At 29.3% G+C, this 19,247-nt stretch carries 17 protein-coding genes and 1 pseudogene; 3 read left to right on the top strand and 15 right to left on the bottom strand.

Going from position 1 to position 19,247, the window contains the following annotated elements; translation table 11 throughout:
* Nucleotides 1–146 precede the first annotated feature (146 nt).
* The 5 genes from OIO11_RS05960 to OIO11_RS05980 all read right to left on the bottom strand — a co-directional run bounded on the left by OIO11_RS05960 (nucleotide 147) and on the right by OIO11_RS05980 (nucleotide 7,565).
* Nucleotides 147–2,183 carry a methyl-accepting chemotaxis protein gene (locus OIO11_RS05960; protein ID WP_268070538.1) on the bottom strand — a complete coding sequence of 679 codons (2,037 nt, stop codon included), beginning with the start codon at nucleotides 2,181–2,183 and terminating at the stop codon, nucleotides 147–149.
* Nucleotides 2,184–2,416: 233 nt separating this feature from the next.
* Entirely contained in the window at nucleotides 2,417–3,409 is a 993-nt protein-coding gene (gene argF / locus OIO11_RS05965) for an ornithine carbamoyltransferase (RefSeq protein WP_268070539.1), read from the bottom strand.
* Between the two features lie 169 nt (nucleotides 3,410–3,578).
* On the bottom strand, nucleotides 3,579–4,784 hold the full coding sequence (gene arcA / locus OIO11_RS05970) for an arginine deiminase (RefSeq protein ID WP_268070540.1): 1,206 nt from the start codon (nucleotides 4,782–4,784) through the stop codon (nucleotides 3,579–3,581).
* Between the two features lie 242 nt (nucleotides 4,785–5,026).
* Nucleotides 5,027–5,623, bottom strand: coding sequence for a DUF1836 domain-containing protein (locus tag OIO11_RS05975; protein ID WP_268070541.1), 597 nt, complete (start codon nucleotides 5,621–5,623; stop codon nucleotides 5,027–5,029).
* A 562-nt stretch (nucleotides 5,624–6,185) separates the two neighbouring features.
* A complete protein-coding gene (locus OIO11_RS05980) occupies nucleotides 6,186–7,565 on the bottom strand; it encodes an HD domain-containing protein (protein ID WP_268070542.1) in 1,380 nt (459 codons plus the stop codon).
* Between the two features lie 638 nt (nucleotides 7,566–8,203).
* Between OIO11_RS05980 and OIO11_RS05985 the strand changes: the two genes are divergently transcribed.
* A complete protein-coding gene (locus tag OIO11_RS05985; RefSeq protein ID WP_268070543.1) occupies nucleotides 8,204–8,452 on the top strand; it encodes an AbrB/MazE/SpoVT family DNA-binding domain-containing protein in 249 nt (82 codons plus the stop codon).
* Nucleotides 8,453–8,757: 305 nt separating this feature from the next.
* On the opposite strand, the gene OIO11_RS05990 is transcribed toward OIO11_RS05985, so the two are convergent.
* From OIO11_RS05990 to OIO11_RS06030, 10 genes are all read right to left on the bottom strand, one after another.
* Nucleotides 8,758–9,900 carry a C40 family peptidase gene (locus tag OIO11_RS05990; protein ID WP_268070544.1) on the bottom strand — a complete coding sequence of 381 codons (1,143 nt, stop codon included), beginning with the start codon at nucleotides 9,898–9,900 and terminating at the stop codon, nucleotides 8,758–8,760.
* A 189-nt stretch (nucleotides 9,901–10,089) separates the two neighbouring features.
* The gene (rsmI, locus tag OIO11_RS05995; protein ID WP_268070545.1) at nucleotides 10,090–10,932 is read right to left on the bottom strand and encodes a 16S rRNA (cytidine(1402)-2'-O)-methyltransferase; all 843 of its coding nucleotides are present in this window, start codon (nucleotides 10,930–10,932) and stop codon (nucleotides 10,090–10,092) included.
* An 85-nt stretch (nucleotides 10,933–11,017) separates the two neighbouring features.
* Nucleotides 11,018–11,761, bottom strand: a complete 744-nt coding sequence (locus tag OIO11_RS06000) for a tRNA1(Val) (adenine(37)-N6)-methyltransferase (RefSeq protein WP_268070546.1) — start codon at nucleotides 11,759–11,761, stop codon at nucleotides 11,018–11,020.
* Between the two features lie 123 nt (nucleotides 11,762–11,884).
* Entirely contained in the window at nucleotides 11,885–12,172 is a 288-nt protein-coding gene (locus tag OIO11_RS06005; protein WP_268070547.1) for a hypothetical protein, read from the bottom strand.
* A 395-nt stretch (nucleotides 12,173–12,567) separates the two neighbouring features.
* A complete protein-coding gene (locus tag OIO11_RS06010) occupies nucleotides 12,568–13,005 on the bottom strand; it encodes a hypothetical protein (protein ID WP_268070548.1) in 438 nt (145 codons plus the stop codon).
* 77 nt (nucleotides 13,006–13,082) lie between these two features.
* Nucleotides 13,083–13,436 carry a histidine phosphatase family protein gene (locus OIO11_RS06015; RefSeq protein WP_268070549.1) on the bottom strand — a complete coding sequence of 118 codons (354 nt, stop codon included), beginning with the start codon at nucleotides 13,434–13,436 and terminating at the stop codon, nucleotides 13,083–13,085.
* Between the two features lie 90 nt (nucleotides 13,437–13,526).
* Nucleotides 13,527–14,063: a DUF881 domain-containing protein gene (locus OIO11_RS06020; protein ID WP_268070550.1), complete on the bottom strand. Its 537-nt coding sequence runs from the start codon at nucleotides 14,061–14,063 to the stop codon at nucleotides 13,527–13,529.
* Nucleotides 14,064–14,254: 191 nt separating this feature from the next.
* The gene (locus OIO11_RS06025; RefSeq protein ID WP_268070551.1) at nucleotides 14,255–15,247 is read right to left on the bottom strand and encodes a TolB family protein; all 993 of its coding nucleotides are present in this window, start codon (nucleotides 15,245–15,247) and stop codon (nucleotides 14,255–14,257) included.
* 659 nt (nucleotides 15,248–15,906) lie between these two features.
* Entirely contained in the window at nucleotides 15,907–16,155 is a 249-nt protein-coding gene (locus OIO11_RS17225) for a DUF4367 domain-containing protein (RefSeq protein WP_442781243.1), read from the bottom strand.
* A 254-nt stretch (nucleotides 16,156–16,409) separates the two neighbouring features.
* The gene (locus OIO11_RS06030) at nucleotides 16,410–16,619 is read right to left on the bottom strand and encodes a hypothetical protein (protein WP_268070552.1); all 210 of its coding nucleotides are present in this window, start codon (nucleotides 16,617–16,619) and stop codon (nucleotides 16,410–16,412) included.
* Between the two features lie 157 nt (nucleotides 16,620–16,776).
* Here OIO11_RS06030 and OIO11_RS06035 point away from each other — a divergent pair, with 157 nt between their 5' ends.
* Nucleotides 16,777–17,019 carry a FeoA family protein gene (locus OIO11_RS06035; RefSeq protein ID WP_268070553.1) on the top strand — a complete coding sequence of 81 codons (243 nt, stop codon included), beginning with the start codon at nucleotides 16,777–16,779 and terminating at the stop codon, nucleotides 17,017–17,019.
* Between the two features lie 15 nt (nucleotides 17,020–17,034).
* Nucleotides 17,035–19,222 (top strand): annotated as a pseudogene (feoB, locus tag OIO11_RS17155) (ferrous iron transport protein B).
* Nucleotides 19,223–19,247: the final 25 nt, after the last annotated feature.

Here is a 19,247-nt window from a genome sequence, read left to right on the forward strand (position 1 = left end):
TATTTATTTTACATTCATTACTTTTTTATTCTTTATTACTATAATTTACATTACTTTTATTAATTTTTCAAGCTATTTTGGTAAAATTTATATATTTAATACAAAAAAATCCATTAAGGCTTTAAGCCTTAATGGATTTTTTACCACTATATTCTAAATTTATCTATTTCACTCTTAAGATTATCTGCAAGTTCTTTTGAAACTTGCGCATATTCTGCAATTTTTTCTATTGAAGCTAATTGTTCTTCTGTAGATGCAGATATTTCTTCTGTACTTGCTGATGTTTCTTCTGTTACTGCTGATATATTAGATATGGCATTCATTATTTCATCTTTGCTCTCTTCCATATCTTCAGCGTAATTTTTAACCTGATTCATCCTGTCAACTAAAATTTCAAGAGATTTTGAAGTTTCCTTAAATATATCACTTGTATTTTGGATTGATTTATTTTGTTCTCCAGATATATTTTTTACCTCTTCCATTGTACTAACAGCATTATTAGATTTTTCTTGTATATTTCTGATTAGTTCTTTTATCTCATTAGTTGCTGCTGCTGTTTCTTCTGATAATTTTCTTATTTCAGCAGCTACAACCGCAAAGCCTTTTCCAGCCTCTCCAGCTCTTGCTGCTTCTATGCTTGCATTTAATGCTAATAAATTAGTTTGACTTGATATATTGTCAATTAAACCTGTTATAGATTCTGCATTATTTGCATACTGACTTACATCTAATATAATATCGTTTATCTCTGATGATTTGGTCATACTCTCTAGTGTTTTTTCATCTAACACCTTAATTATATTTAATCCTTCTTCACTTAGTTCATTTGTATCATTAGAAATATTGTGTAATTCTCCAATTAATTCATTAGTATTTTCTATTCTTACACCTAAATCGTCGCTCTTATTAGCCATTACTTCAGTATCCCTAGCTTGATTTGAAGCACTAATAGCAATTTCATTGATAGCTTCTGCTACTTCACCAGCTACTTTAGATGAATTATTTGCAACTTCCAATAATTCATATGAAGACTCATTAACAGTATCAGCTGATTTTTTTATACTGCTTATTAAAGCTTTCATATCATCCTGCATCTTAGAAATAGCTTTTCCAAGTTGTCCAAATTCATCTTTTCTATTAATAATCTTTTCTGATACTTCTTTTGTAAAATCTCCTGTTGCAATAATTTCCATATGTTCCACTGAAGAAAGTATTGGGTCTGTAACTATTTTTGAAATATAAGTAGATAGTCCTATTACTATTATTAGTATTATGAACAGCATAATTCCTATAGTTATCATCATACTATTAGCATCTTTCTTCATATCTGCTGTTGGAATGGTTATAAGCAAAGTCCAGTTAGGAGTGTTAGGTATATTTGCATATAATCCTACTGCTTCTGCACCATCAGGTCTAATATAATGCCCTCTTCCGCTCTTACCTGAAACCATTTCCTTACCTAAAAGTTCAAATTTTTCAAAACCTGCTTCAGATGATTTTAAAACATTCAACTTCATTCTAAGATTGTCATCTGGATGAGCTATAAAAAGTCCCTCTCCATCTATTACTGAACCAAATGCTGTTCCCACTTTTATTTTTCCCGACATTTCAGTTAAAGTATCTAATAGAATAGTGGCTCCTAGAACTCCTACTATTTGTCCATCTTTTTCTATTTTATGTGCAACTACAAATATGTTTTTACCTGTAGCTTTGGAAATTAAAGCATTAGTGACTACCGCATCTTTTTTTCTACTGATTATGTCTTTAAAATATTCTCTGTCTGAAATATCCTCCTCAGTACCCATGGTGGTCCACATTTTACCGTTTTTATCAGATACAAAATACATTTCAATTTCATCCATTTGTTCTTTAGCATGAATTAACTCTGACTTATACAAGGCTGAATTCATAGATTTTATACTATTCTCTTCTGATAACAATTCTAATTCTTTAATATTTCCTTTTAACCACTCACCTATTTGTGCACTGCTGGCTTCAACAATTTTACTGCTCATAGTCTCGGTTAAAGGTACGATAGTATTGTTTACCTTTACATAAATCATAGCTGCCAATACAAGTAATAGTACTGTAATTGATATGCCAAACCAAGCTATAATCTGAGTTTTAACCGATTTGGACGACTTAGGTTTCTTTATTTGTTTTGTTAAGTCCTTCAATTTCATAAATTTTATACCCCTCTCATTTTTAGTGTAAAACATTCCTCACTATATTATCGACACAAATCGCCAAACTATTAATACTTTTGACAAATTTATAACATATAATGATTTTTTTAAATTTTAATATAAAATAATAAAAAAGCCAAGAAAATCTTGGCTTTTTTATTATAGGCTGTTGACACTTTGTCAATAGCCTGAGTGATTTCATTAAAAATCACTCCTTTTTATTCACTCTTTTATAAAGTTGCCACCATAACAGCTTTTATAGTATGCATTCTGTTTTCAGCTTCGTCAAAAACTATGGAATATTTACTTTCAAATACTTCATCAGTTACTTCCAATCCATCCAGACCATATTTTTCATATACTTCTCTGCCCACTTTTGTTTCTAAATTGTGGAAAGCTGGTAAACAATGCATAAACTTAACATCTTTATTCTCAGTTTTCTTTATAACATCCATATTAATCTGATAAGGAGTTAATATATCTAATCTCTTTTGCCATTCTTCCTCTGGTTCTCCCATTGATACCCATACATCTGTATACAGCACATCTGCATTTTTAACCCCACTGTCAACATCTTCTGTAAGTGTAATTTTAGCTCCCGTTTCCTCAGCTACCAACTTACACTTAGCTACCAAATCTTCTTCTGGAAATAACTCTTTTGGAGCTACAATTCTAAAGTCCATACCCATCTTTGCTGCACCAATCATAAGAGCATTTGCCATATTGTTTCTTCCATCACCAAGATAAGCAAAGGATATTTTATTTAAAGGCTTATCAAAATGTTCTTTTATAGTTAAAAAATCCGCCAATATCTGAGTTGGATGATCTTCATTAGTAAGACCATTCCATACTGGAACTCCTGAATATTCTGCTAAAGTTTCAACAACTTCCTGTCCAAAGCCTCTATATTCTATTCCGTCATACATTCTTCCAAGAACTCTCGCTGTATCCTTAATTGATTCCTTTTTCCCCATCTGGCTTCCTGAAGGTCCGAGATAAGTTACATGAGCTCCCTGATCATAAGCAGCAACTTCAAAAGCACATCTCGTTCTTGTAGAATCCTTTTCAAAAATCAACGCTATATTTTTTCCCTGAAGATTTTTAGTTTCTGTTCCAGCATATTTAGCTTTTTTAAGCTCTGCTGCTAAATCTACTAAAAAATTTATTTCTTTTGATGTAAAATCCATCAAAGTTAAAAAACTTCTATTTTTTAAATTAAACATAAGAATACCCCCTTATAAACAGTAGCCAAATTCATGTATATTTATACAGAAATTATACATCTTTATTAACGTTTTGTCTATATTTTTTTATATTTATACTGTTTTAAATTATAAATATTCACAATAACTTTTCTTCTTTTTCCTAAACTCAATGCCACACCTATTCTCCCTAAACATCTTTCCTGTAGATTGGCATTGACATACATCTTGGACCTCCTCTTCCTCTTGACAACTCTGAAGATGCTATGGATATTACTGATACATTATTCTTATCCAATATCTCATTGCTTACATAATTTCGCTCATAAGTTATCACTTTTCCTGGTGCAATAGCTAAAGTATTTGAACCATCATTCCACTGTTCTCTAGAAGCCACTATTTTATCTCCACCACCGCATCTTATAAGTTTTACATCTTTCTTTACATATTTAGACAATATTCTTTGAAGACTATCTACCTCTTCATGTATTACAATTTCTTTATTTTTATGATCATACCTTATAGCATTTACCTTTATACTCTCTTCAATGTTAGGATGAAGTATAAATTTATCATAGTCTACCATAGTAAATACTGTATCTAAATGCATAAAAGCTCTTCGTTTAGGTATTTCAAACATTAATACTATTTTAAAGCTTTCCCCTTTTTCAAATATATTCTTGGCAATTCGCAAAATAGCTCTATTATCACTTCTCTCACTATGTCCTATTGCAAGAACTTCTTTCGACAAAACTAACTCATCTCCGCCCTCTATACAATATTCATCATCTCTATCATACCATTTAGGAATATCTTTATCCTTAAACAAAGAATGATATTGAAAAATATACTTTGCAAAAATAGTTTCTCGTCTTCTCGTTATTGTTTTCATTGAGTTTATAGTTATTCCTCTTCCAACAGAAGCAAATGGGTCTCTTGTAAAATACAAATTAGGCATAGGATTCATAACAAATGGATATTCCCTATCATCTTCACTTATGCCTAATTCTTTAAATCTAAGCCCAGCCATTACTTTGAGGATTATATCCTTTTCAGGCATATCCTTGAAATAATCTTTTATTCTATTTTTAACCACTTCTTCTTTAACACTACTTTCATTTATTACTTCTCTTAAAAATCTGTCCTTAACCTCCTCATTCTTTATGCTTTCAGCACTTAAATCCTCAAGATATAAAACTTCTACCCCATTTTCCTTAAATACTTCAGCAAATTTATCATGCTCCTCTCTTGCTATCTTCAAATAGGGTATGTCATCAAACAATAGTATTTTCAAATATTCAGGAGTTAAATTCTCCACTTCTTCTCCTGGTCTATGTAAAAGCACCTTCTTAAGCTCACCTATTTCTGAATAGACATTTATAATATTTTTACTCATTACAACACCTCAACTTATAACTTACTTTGTAAATTTATATATCTTCATTATAAATTTATGAAACTTATCATCTCATTTATATCTACATATTTTCCCCAATTAGCATTTAAAATCACATTGATTTTTAAATTTTCAGAATTTCACACAAAAAAATAAGCATCCGCTCATATCACCTGCCCTTCACAGATTAAATATGCATGGGTGCTCCTTCTATTCACTCTGACTATTTTTAGTTAATTGTATTATTTCTTCTCTCCGTATTCATCTACAATTTTCTTAGCTAATTTCTTTGTAGCGCTTGCTTGGGCTATTAAACTCATTACAACTAAGAAAACTAATATTCTCTCTTCGTCCTCTTGATTAAGATTACTCTCGGCTATAAATTTCTTAAGCTTTTCTTCATTAAATGCCTCAATGTTTATAAAATCATCAAAACTTTCATTCTGAATTTTATCAAATATTTTATATGCCTTTTCCCAAGAAATTATATCGTCACTTCTATCATTTATTTCATTGAAAGCAAGACCAAAAACCTTCTTAATTTCTTCTGTAGTAAGAATAGGTCTCATGTAGCTTAAAAGCACCAATTGTGCTAAATGCAGCTTGGTATATCCTCTCTTTTTACCATCTTCTGGCTTAGATATAACATCATTCTTAATATAGTTTTGAACAATATTATTTGTATATTTTTCTTCTTCAAATCTATCATTTAAATAATCAATAACTTGAGATAGAAATAAATCATATTGAGGTAAATCATCATAAGCAACTAAATTATTTTGAGAAATTTCTTTTGCTAACTTATTTATGTCTTGTAAAATAAAGCCTCTTTTCTCCACTTATATCACCTCCAAGTTTCCATAATAACACTAATTCATTTATAAATAAAATTCATCTACTCTGTTTTTTTACAGCATTATTTATCCATTCATCTTCATAATATATTATAAGGTATTTATAACCTTATTACAAGTTGAATTATGCCCTTATAATTATTTCTTATACCACTTGTTTTAATACGACAATTATTCTTATTTTTTGAAAGTTTTAATCATTTGAAATAAAACTTTCAAAATTAATCTTTATTAATATTTTTAAAAGTTATTCACATTTGGGTACAAGTTATTCACATTTTCTGTGGATAACTCAAGTTATCCACTATACTATTGATTTTATTCGAATACAAAACTTAATCAAATAACTTTTTCCACATTATCCACATGCCCTTGTTGATAACTTGTTAAAATTTTGTGGAATAAATCGAGTTATTTTTTATGTAAAACTTCATTTTTTATATAATTCTTTAGTTTTATGTCTTTTAATCAAATATTGCTTTTACATTTTATGTAAGTATTTTCATAATGTTTAATAAAACATTAAATTTTTATATTTTTCTTAATGTTATAAACAACTCCTTATCCCCTTAATCATTTTAACAGCATCTTCTTTACTGTTAATTTCCTCATAATAAGTAAATCTGTCTAACTCTTCTAAAATGTATTTAATCTCCTCGCCCTGTGCTCCTGTAAGTTCTATTATTTCTTTACCATTCAAAAATTTATTATCCTTTACTTTTCTAAATAAACCATATTCTTTGAATAACCTTTCTAAATAGGCTATAAACTCAGCTTCTTCATTATCAGGGTCATATAACATCTTTGTCGCATGTATATCACAATATGAAAGAGTCAGTATATATGGTATATACTCATCATATCTGCAAAACAATTTGTAAAAGCTCTTTTTATATTTTTTTATTTTATTCTTACAAAGTCCTAATGGATACATATGAGCTTCTGTTAGCTTTTCAACAAATTTCTGTGCCCTCTTTGGAAATCCCAGTTTTCTGCAAACTTCTCCTATAATCCTGGCCCCTACTTTATCATGTCCAATGAAACTCACCTTATCTCCATTTTTAACATAACATTTGACCTTTCCAATATCATGAGAAAAAGCTGCAAAAGCCATATAAATTTTAATAGGAAGCTCTCCCAGCTTTTCATCAAATATGTTCAAATCCAATCCATCTATATGCAACCTTCCCTCAAGAATTTCAGTAAAATTCTTATACACTAAATTCATATGAGTAAAAGCATCTTCTATATGGTATCTACATTTTCCAATAGTTTTTAATTCCTCAATATAAGGCATCAAATGCTTCAACACACCATACTTCTCTAACTCCTCAAAAGCTTTACTATCTTTGTCCTCTTCTAAAATTCTTATAAACTCATTAAAAATTCTTTCTTTAGGGCAATTCTTTATATATTTACTTTCTTCTATAATATGTTCTTCGCAAGCTTTACTAAAATGAAAACCATATTTTATAGCTAATCTTTCAGCTCTAAGTATTCTTATTCTGTCATTTTTTATGCTGTCTTCACTTACTTCATGAATAGTCCTGCTTTGAAGGTGATTTCTTCCTTTGTAAGGATCTATTATCTTATTCTCTATAAGCTTTAGAGCTATTGCATTAATTGTAAAATCCCTATAGCTTAAATCTTCTTCTATACTGTTCCCTTTAAGTTTAGCTATGTCTAAAATTTTATCTTCTATTACAGCTCTATATATTCCCATTTCTTGTTTCAGTTGAAAGACACCATATCCCCTTTGTCTTAACTCCTCAACAAATGTTTCTATATCTCCATCATAAACAATATCTATATCTTTTGGATTGTTTCCAGCTTTCATAAGCTTATCTCTAACATATCCACCTACTATATAAGCCGCTACTTTATGTCTCTTTAAAATTTCCTTTATGTCATCTATTATAAAATTCATAATTTCACCTGCTCTTTGTAATATTTTAGCCTTAATTATATCACATTAACTTAATAACTATTTACCATTACCAGCAAACTTAAGTTTAAAATTAAATATAATAAAAACTCTATTGGTAATATAATCAAAATGAACTTTTTCTTATTTTTTACATTTTCAGAATTATTTTAACCTTCTTTGCTTTCTTTTTAAATCTTTAGAAAATTATAACATAACATAAATTGAAAACATTTGGGTTGTTAACATATTTTGAAAGTTAAATAACTAATTTCAAAAATACTTTCGACAACAACTTGTCTATTATCCATTAAATTACTATTTTATTATCCAATGCTCCGCCCCTTGTCATTCCCTATATTTTACTATGTAATATTACCTTTGAAGCTTGTATCAACCAGATTCCTTGATATATCTGTTTTGAAGCCTATAGTAAAAATTTGTATTTTGTTTTTAAAAAATATTGACATTTGAATAATTTGGTAGTATATTAACTTTAGATGGAAGTTAATAAGAAATTTGTAACTTAATCAAAAAAAAATCAATTTATATATTGACTTCTTTTGTCAAACTTGCTATTATTTAAGTAGGACGATGTCGAAAGATGTAGAATGATAATAATTTTAAGGAGGAATAAATAGATGAAATCAACAGGAGTAGTAAGAAGAGTAGACGAATTAGGAAGAATTGTTATCCCTATAGAATTAAGAAGAACTTTGGATATAGCTGAAAAGGATGCTTTAGAAATTTATGTGGACGGAGAACAAATCATACTAAAGAAATATGAGCCAGCTTGTATTTTCTGCGGAGATGCTAGAAATGTTATAAACTACAAAGGTAAAAACATCTGCAAAAGCTGCCTAGAAACTCTTAAAGAAGAAGTTAAATAGTATCATTATTAGAAATGAAACCTCCAAGTGTTATCTTGGAGGTTTTTTGTTATAAAAAAATGTTGCGACGCAATTTTATTCTAATCCCCAGTGACCAATCGCCAATCCCCAGCAAAGGATGTTTTGCTAATGCAAAACTAAGATTAAAATAAAACAAAATAGACTTAAAGTAGATATAATCTATATTTAAGTCTATTTTAATTTATTTTTATCTAATTGTTCTTAATTGATTTTATCTTTTTTCTTTACGCTGGGGACTGGTTACTGGCGACTGGTGACTAAAATAATGTTGCATAGCAACATTATTATCTAACTCTTCTCGCTGTCGTATAGTCTGATCTTGAACCTAATGAGCTTATCTTAACAACATCACCAGTTCTTGGTGCATGTATGTAACATCCGTTTCCTACATACATTCCTACATGGTGTATAGGACTTCCAAAGAACACCAAATCTCCTGGTTGTAAGTTACCTCTAGATACATAGCTTCCAACAGTTGCTTGGTCTCCTGATACTCTTGGCAATCTAACTCCAAAATGTGCATAAACGTATTTAACAAATCCTGAACAGTCAAAGGAGTTTGGACCAGTTGCTCCCCAAACATAAGGACTTCCTAAATAATTAGAAGCATAGGCAACTACAGCATAAGAAGAATAATCTGCTGAGCCGCTTGAAGAACTATTTGAAGAACTATTTGAAGAACCCCTTGAAGGAGAACTGTATGAAGGAGTTTTATCCTTTGCTTCTTCTATAAGTTTTTTAGTTTCATTTATTTGCTTTTGATCAGCTTTTACTTTACTTTCATATAAATTACTTTGTTTTCTAGCATCATTCACAAGTTTATCCTGTTTAGCTTTATCCTTGTGAAGCTTGTCCATCTTCTCTTCTTGCTGAGCATTTAGTTCCGCTAATTCCTTTTGTTCTTTAGTTAATTCATCTTTTTGTTTTTCAATTGCATCTTGCTTTTGTCTTAATTCTTCAACAATTTGCTTATCAAGCTCTGTAATCTTTTTCACAGCTTCCACTCTTGAAAACAAATCATTTAAATCCTTAGCACCAAGTATTACATCTATGTATCCGCCACCTGCACTTTTCATGTACATGACTCTCATTCTCTGATTATATAAATCTTTCTCAGCTTTTATGTCTTCTTCAGCTTTTTTTATACCTTCTTCAGCTAATTCTATTTTATTTTTAATACTTTTTATTTTTTTCTTTGTACTTTCTATTTCTTGCATTTTTTTTTCTATTTCACTATCCAAGTGTTCAATAGCTTGTTCGATTTTTTCTACCTTCTTTTGAGCACTGTTGTATTCATTTTTATGCTGTTGAAGCTGTTGTTTTTGGTTGTTAAGCTTGTTCGATAATGGTTCCGCCAAAACGGCAGTTGTACTCATTGAAGCTACTAAAACAACTGTAGTAACCAATGTAGTCAGTTTCTTATTCATTCCCTCATCTCCCTACTGTTAATTATTATATATCAATTTCAAATTATCCAATTTATTTATCATTTTTGTAACAACTTTGTTACCTTTTTTACGTTTCTATTACATTATAACATTTAATATTAAACTTTTGTAGTAAAAATATGCATTAATTTTTTCCATTTTTATTCTTTTAAAATTATATAAATCCCACTACAAATCCATGGAATATTTGTATACCTCTGATTTAGCCATTCCCCTATCTTTAGCAGTCTTTTTAATTGCCTCTTTTTTAACAAGCCCCTCATTCATGTATTTCTTTATATGCTCTTCTATAGTAAGATTTTCCCACTCCTTCTCTTCTTCTCTTTTTATTTCTTCTTCACTCTTTCCTTCTACTACAAGAACATATTCTCCTCTTGGTTGATTTTCATTGTAGTATTTAATTGCATCTTCTAAAGGCAATCTTATTATTTCTTCATAAAGCTTTGTAAGTTCTCTACAAATTGCAATTCTTCTATTGCCTAAATTATCGTACAAAAACTCTAAAGTCTTAATAAGTCTGTGAGGTGCTTCATAAAAAATTAATGTTTCCTGTCTTTCTTTTAAATCTTGAATGATTGGATTTCTTTCTTTATTTTCTCTTGGTATAAATCCTCTAAATAAAAATTTAGTAGTATCCAGACCTGAATAAACGAGAGCAGTAGTAACCGCTGTCGCACCAGTTAATACTTCAAAATCTATGTTTTCTTCTATACATTTTTGTATAATAACACTTCCTGGATCTGAAATCCCAGGAGTTCCCGCATCTGACACTAGGGCAATATTTTTTCCTTCTCTTAGTTTACTTATTATGTCTTCACTCTTAACATTTTCATTATGTTTATGATAACTCATAAGAGGCTTCTTTATATCAAAATGATTCAAAAGCTTTAAACTCTGTCTTGTATCCTCAGCAGCAACTATATCAACACTTTTTAAAACCTCAAGTGCTCTCAAAGTAATATCTTTCAAATTTCCAATAGGCGTAGGAACAACATACAACTTACCGCTCATCTTTCATCTTTCCCTTCTAATTTTAATTCCATAGCTAACTTTAAAACCCACTATCAACTCTCAATTCTCAACTCTCCACTGCTTTTTACTCTCTTCCATAAATCTCTTCTATTTGCTTTGAATATCCACCATCATCATTGTAAACATAAATAGGAGGTTCCCACTTCAAGAAAGCTCCACCATCTCTCTGTCCTTCAATTAAAACTATATTAGGGGCTTTCTTTGTATTTGGGTGAATCATTTGAATCCTCTTTGGTTCAATCTTGTGCTTTCTCATCAAAGTTATAATGTCTGCCAATCTGTCCGGTCTGTGAATCATATACATTCTTTTATTATCCTTCAAAAGAGTTCTGCAGGCAATTATAACATCCTCCAAGGTACAGCATATCTCATGCCTTGCTATTGCCAGCTTATCATTAGGATTTATAAGTCCTGAATTACTTAACTTATATGGAGGATTAACTGTAACTACATCAGCCTTTGGAAGACTTTTTAAAAGTTCCAGATTTGTTAAATCTCCATTTATAAAATCTACTCTATCTTCTAATCCATTGAATTCTACAGATCTTTTTGCCATCTCTGACATTTCTTCTTGGATCTCAACTCCAGTTATTTTTAAAGCTGCTGTTTTGCCTGCTATGATAAAAGGAATTATTCCAGTTCCACTGCATAAATCTATAACCCTAGCCCCTTTTTTAACCTCTGCAAAGTTAGCTAGTAAAACTGCATCTACACCGAATCTAAACCCTTCTTTTTTCTGTATAACATGTAACCCCTTTAATTGTAAATCATCTAAAGTTTCATCTTCTCTTACTAATTCTCTATTCATATCTATCACCACTCTAATAAATTTGATTTTATGACATTTTAATATTATCTATTTAATTATGTTATAAACTTCATTTCATTATACATCAAAGGTATTTTTCAAATCAAACTTATTAAAATTTGCTTATCTAGTATTCAAAACCAACTCAATATTTGCCTCTATATTAGCTTTACCAGCTGCAATATTATGCTTTATATTTTTAAAGTTACTTCCTAAAAGTAACACTAATGATATGTCTGTATATAAACCTTTCCAAAATAAAAGTGACTTTAAAAATATCATCATTAAATATGTACCACTATTACCTATAATTTTATTATATATACATTCTTGTTTACAAATATAAAAATTCAAATAAAACTGAAGGTAAATTTGTATAAAAACAAACTTACCTTCATCTTTAAAATTCAACCATCTCCACTTCCTATGTTGTACAATCTTTTTGCTATTATGTCTTAACTACTTCCTTGACTAAGTGATTTTTACACCGCTATTTAAGAAAATTGTGAAGCAATTTTATTCTACTCACCAGTCGCCAATCTCCAGTCCCCAGACAATGACGTTTTGCTAATGCAAAACTAAAATTAAAATAAAGCAAAATAGACTTAAAGTGGATATAATCTATCTTTAAGTCTATTTTAATTTATTTTTATCTAATTGTTCTTAATTGTTTTTATTTTTTTTCTTTACGCTGGGGATTGGTGATTGGCGACTGGGGAATATAAGAATGTTGCTTCGCAACATTCTTATGTTATTCAATAACATTATATATAATCACACCATATTAGCCTTAAAATAAAACATCACTATTCATTCTTTTTTCCTAAATAACCACCAATAGCAGTTATTAAGATAACTAATATTACTGATATATGTGGGAAAAAATTATTAATCATACCAAAATGAGGGATTGATTCAAATAATGAAGTAAATGGAGCACTCCATGGATATATAAGCCATAATCCATATGCATCTGGAGCATCTATTAATAATAATAGAGATACTATGACCAATAATATTCCACCACTTGCTCCTATAATCCCTACCAATAATCCATTTTTGAATCCTAATTTATTCTTATAACCCCAATAGAACCATAAACCTAAAAATCCTAAACTTAACGATATGCCTAAATTCATAGCAATTTTATAGTCATATAATAAATCAAAATATACTAATGATGTTATTATAAAAATTGTAGAATAAAAAAATAAGTTAACTCCTTTTTTTAGATATTGCTTCATTTTAATTTCCTTCCTTTATGCCCTAAGACTTATAAGTGAAAACTTATAAATCTTTCACTTATTTACTTTATTGTCCATCACTTAATTTCTTTAATTTGATACTCTCCATTTTGTAAGTCTATTTTATATAACCCGCCTGGAGCAGCATGTACTAAGTTCATATCTTCTTCGCCGTAAGTTGTTTGATTATCTACTAATGTCTTCAACACACCACCATGTGTTACAATCAATATGTTTACATCAGAATATATGTTATTGTAGTGATTTAAGCCTTCCATTGCTCTTGAGAAAACATCCGTTTCGGGTTCCATTTTAGGGATATCTAAATTAGGAAACTTCAATATAATCTCATCATGTAACAACCCTTCCGCTAAACCAAAGCATCTCTCGATAAATAGTTCATTAATTATCAGTTCTACATTTATTATCATCCCGTTGTTATGATAAATTTTTCTTATTTCCCATAAAAATTTTGAATAATATACTTTTTCATGCTTATTTGATCATATGTTAAATCTTCCTTATTCTATTGGTTTAGCATATTGAAAATCTATATTTCCTTTATATTTAGGTATTAATAATTTATCTTTTTTTTCTATTTTAATTCCTATGTGATTTTTACGTAACATAAAATAGTCTAATTTCATTGTTAATTCATCATTCAATACTTCAGGGTCTCCTATAGCTTTAATAATAAAAGGAGGTTTAAAATCATTATTATTAACTCTAATCATCATTTTATTTGCTTTTATTTTGCTTATTGAAAGTACTCGTTCATCATTTACAGAAATAACTTCTGCCCCAACCTTTTTTAATATATTTACGATTTCTATAATATCAACATCACGAACTATACCGTATATATGTTGTTTATCTGCTGGATTATCTGTAAGTGTTATGCTAACACCTTTACCTTCTACATCTACCTTTCCTGTAAATATTTCAATATTTTTTTTATTCGTATCTGATGACGCCGTGTCCTTAGTACTTGTACACCCTGTTATTGAAAAAACTAAAGCAATACCAACAAATATGGGTGTTAAAAATTTCTTATACATAATAATTCTCCCCTCTAATTAATTCTAATATTTTTCATAAATCTACTCTTATCTCCCACTTAAATAAGAGTATCCAATATCAAAAACATTTCACTTTTTTCAAAAATTTTATTTTTTGTTATATATCGGTATGCCATCAAATTGCCCTAACAAAAACAAACCACCGATTTATTTTTCGAACAGTGCATTATTTACTTAGAATGAATAGTAATATTTACGTTTTCTATGTTATTGCTATTAATATCAATGATACAAATCTTATACTTTGAAGGTTTGTTGGGCCAATTCATATCTTGTGAAAATAAAATTTTATTATTTTTATGGAAATACACAGGTTTGCTAGTATATGATTTTAGATTTGTGATCTGTTTACATTCTTTTGTTTCCATATTCTTAGTAAAAAGTTCATATTGGAAAGTTCCAGTTTGATTCGCAACTGCAGAAAATGCTATGAATTTATTATCTGGAGATAAAGCTGGATGATATACTTCTTTCTGTTCAATATTACTACAGTTTTCTAATGGTTTAATAATATTAACTTTTTTAGAACCATCTAAATAAAATAAATGTATAGTTTGGTCCTTTTCAAAAATTAAAGCATTACCATTAGATGTTATACCTAAATCTGAAATATTATATGATTTTTCTAATGTAAGTTGCTTTAAGTTTTTTCCATTAATACCTATAGAGTATAAATCAAAATCATGATGCCTTTTACTAGCTATAGGAGAATAGTTTTTATAGCTTCCTGATTTTGAAAAATATATACAGTCTTGATTTGGTGAAAAAATAGCTTTATTTATAAAACCATCAGTTTTTATAAGTTCTTTTTTACTACTTCCATCTTTATTCATTATCCATATAGAAGATTTTAAAGTAGTCTGATTTTTTGGGGTCGAAATAAACATAATCTTAGATCCATCTGGAGAATAAGTAGGATATAAATAGGAATTTTTTTTATTATCTGAAGTTAATTGAATAACATCTGTACCATTAATTTTTGAAGTATAAATAGAAGCGACTCCTTTTTGATAATAAGAAAAAACTATTCTATCATCATTTGGAGAAATATCTATATTATTATCTAATCCTACAAAATCATTAGAAGCAAACATAGTAGGTAATGTGAATATACACATTATACAAATTATGAAAAACGAAATAAAAGCAATACTTTTTTTCATATAAAATACTCTCCTTATTTTTTTTATTTTCAAAGATTTTTATAAACCCCCAAATATATACGTGATATAAAATTATAAATATTCCTGAAACCGAAGCTGAGTCTATTCTTTGTCTTAAGTCATCAAAAACTAACATATATGTTGCATATGTAAAAAATGAAAATGCAGTTATTATTTTAGATATGAATTTAGCCTTTGGATAAAAAGAACTTTTAAAAGTATGAAAAGATATAGAAAAATTAAATATTTTTTGTAAAATAGCACTAATTAAAACAATTACTCCACATCCTATGAATATTTTTATTGTACTATAGTTATTTATCAAATATATTTCTTCTAATTCCATTTTTTAAACTACCTCCTACATCTTATAAAATTACCATTTTAAAATTTCATTCTTCAACTTGTCATCCTTTTCTAATGTTTTCTGTACATAGCTAAGTTATTTACATTCTCAAATTAGGTATATTTATGGTTTTATAGTATCATATGTTATATTATGAATCAATTGTAACTAAAAATAGTTTGCGCTATTTAATTTGCTAAAATATATTTATACATATACATATCTAAATTCAACTAAAAATGTTATTATTATACATATATTTAAGATAGATGATAGAAAAGGTGGGTTAGCAATTATAAGCCCTATCTAGGGATTATTTTAATGAATCTATAATTTTTATGAAATTTTCTTTAGGAACTGAATCAAATACCGTAATATCAAATTCAAATCTTTTGGAAAACCATATAGCTTTGGAAAAACTAACATCATCATAAATTAAAGTTACTTCTTGATCATTTATAGAAATTTTTTCACACTTGTTTTTTTCATTTGTTACTACTGTTGTCTTTTTACTTTCATTATAATGTGTCTGCTCAATGATAATTTGTTTATCATCTTTTATATAGACTTGTCTAACTTGCTGTCTGTTAAAAAGTAAAAAGAGGCTGTGTTGAAAATGATTTAAAAATCATTTTCAACACAGCCTCTTTCATAATACCCGCATTCCAGAACCTAAGAATACTGCTTTCTCATAACATTATTCTTATCTGCTCACTCCATTTTATCACTACTTATGTAATTTAATTTATTTTTCATATGGTTTTTATGTTCCATTTATGCCAAGTTATTTTCTTAATAAAATTACTTTTTAACTTTCTAAGATTGTACCTTTATATCCCCAGGAGAAAATCCTCTCCATTTTGAGCAAGTAAACCCCTGCATAGTTTTCTTATTATAAATTCCCTGTGAATTTCTGCAATTTCCTTCTTCACACTGCACTTCAATATGTCCAAAATCAACTGTTCTTTTACCTCTCCAGTGTATACAGGTACCGCATACTTTCCTCTGTTTATCCCAAATACTCATTCTTATCCTCCCCCCCCTTGTTTTACTAAAAACATATGCCAAAAGATATTTATTTATTCCATATTTAAACTGTGATTTTTTAAGTAACACCCACTCTTTTAATTACATATTATAGTTATGAAGCAATATTTACAGTTTTAAGGACGGTGATAAACATATGAGCAAAGATATTTTTCAACTTTCCAAAGCTAAGATAGGCAGTATGGTTGAAGTTCATTCCTTAAAATCTACTGGACTTCTAAGACAAAGAATGCTGGACCTTGGTATATTTCCTGGTTCTATTGTATTTGTACTTCGAAAAAGTCCCTGGAATGACCCTACCGCTTACATTATAAAAGATACATGTATAGCTTTAAGAAAAGAAGAAGCAGATAAAATATTTGTATGTTCTATCAATTAAAATGGAGGTTCACATATGGGTCTTACCTACTCATCAACTAACAAGCAGCATTTAAAGGATTTATTCAATATAACAAAAGATTCTGATGATGATTTTGTTGTTGCTCTTGCTGGTAATCCCAATACTGGTAAAAGTACAGTTTTTAATTGCCTTACAGGTCTTCACCAGCATACTGGAAATTGGCCAGGTAAAACCGTAACCAATGCTCAAGGGAGATTCACTTATAAAAACCATGGGTTCGTCCTTGTAGATTTGCCTGGTACCTATTCTTTGCTTGCAAGCTCCATTGAAGAAATTGTAGCTAGAGACTTTTTGTGTTTTGGTAAGCCTGATGCTTGCGTAGTTGTAGTAGATTCCACTTGTTTAGAAAGAAATCTTAATTTGGCACTTCAGATTTCAGAAATAACCAGCAAAATAATCCTGTGCCTTAACTTAATGGACGAAGCTAAAAAGAACGATATCAATATAAACATACCTCTACTTTCGAAAAAGCTAGGAATCCCTGTTATCCCTACATCCGCCAGGAGTGGAAAAGGAATTTGTCAGCTTAAAGATACAATTTATGATTTATGCTTAAATAAAATTAACCCTACTCCTGCTGAAATACACTATGATGAAGAAATATCTTCTTTTGTAAATTTGATTTCCCCTAAGCTTGATAGTATTTTTAACAAAGAAATCAATTCCAAATGGCTTGCTCTAAGACTTTTAGATGGAGATAAGTCTATTTTAGAATCTATTAGCAAATATTTAGGATATGATTTCCTGGGAAATTTAGATTTAGGGAAAGAGGGTGAAATAAATGAAAAATATAGATAAAAATGAACTTATATCAATTCAAGATAAGATAAAGGAATTCAAGCAAAGCCATACCTATGAAATGAGAGACAAAATAGTTTCGGATATATACAAAAATGCCAAAAGCTATACAGACCAGTGTGTAAAAAAACAAAACTTAATAAATCCTTCAACTAAAGAAATCGATGATATTGTAACCTCTAAAATCTTTGGAATACCGCTAATGATTGTACTTCTAACATTAATTCTATGGATTACAATTCAAGGTGCTAACTATCCTTCGGCATTACTTGCAGACTTATTGTTTTCATTTGAAGATAATCTGTCCATATTTCTTTACTCACTTAATACTCCTGTTTGGCTTCACAATATATTAGTTTTTGGACTTTATAAAACAGTAGCTTGGGTTGTTTCAGTTATGCTTCCACCCATGGCAATATTCTTTCCAATATTTACTTTGCTAGAAGATTTAGGATATTTACCTCGTGTATCTTTTAACCTTGATCATGTATTTGAAAAAGCTTGTGCTCATGGGAAGCAAGCTCTTACTATGTGCATGGGTTTTGGCTGCAATGCAGCAGGAATAATTGCCTGCCGAATAATAGATTCCCCTAGAGAAAGATTGATTGCTATTTTGACAAACAATTTTGTACCTTGTAATGGACGTTTTCCAACCTTAATCGTTCTTGCAACAATTTTTATTGGAGTTGAAACAAGCTCAGGAACTGGAAATATTTTAGCCTCTTTATTAGTAGTTCTTATGATTATGTTAGGCATAGGCATAACACTTTTAACATCCTATATACTATCAAAAACATTACTTAAAGGTATACCCTCTTCTTTCACCTTAGAACTGCCACCTTACAGAAAGCCTCAAATACTTAGAGTTTTATACTCTTCTTTAATAGACAGAACTATATTTGTCTTAGGCCGTGCTGTAACTGTTGCAGCCCCTGCTGGAGTTATAACATATGTATTAAGCAATATATATATAGGAGATATGAGTATAGTTGGACATATAGCAGGATTTTTAAATCCTTTTGCACACTTAATTGGACTTGATGGATTTATATTAATGGCATTTATCTTAGGTTTTCCCGCTAATGAGATTGTCTTGCCAATTTTAATTATGGCTTATTTATCTAAGGGAATCATGATGGATTTTCAAAATATATCACAGCTTCACACTATACTTGTAGATAATGGTTGGACTTATTTAACTACCTTAAATGTAATGCTTTTTTCATTACTTCACTTTCCTTGTGCAACTACTGTATGGACAATAAGAAAAGAAACTGGAAGTGTAAAATGGACTCTATTATCATTTTTTATACCTACTGCAATAGCAATTTGTATTTGCTTTTTAACTACCCAAATTTGGAGAGTAATATCTCTAGTAATGTAAAATGAAAAAAGACCGTCTTTTTCTT

The sequence above is a fragment of the Clostridium sp. ZS2-4 genome (genome assembly GCF_026719745.1).
Lineage (GTDB): Bacteria > Bacillota > Clostridia > Clostridiales > Clostridiaceae > Clostridium_H.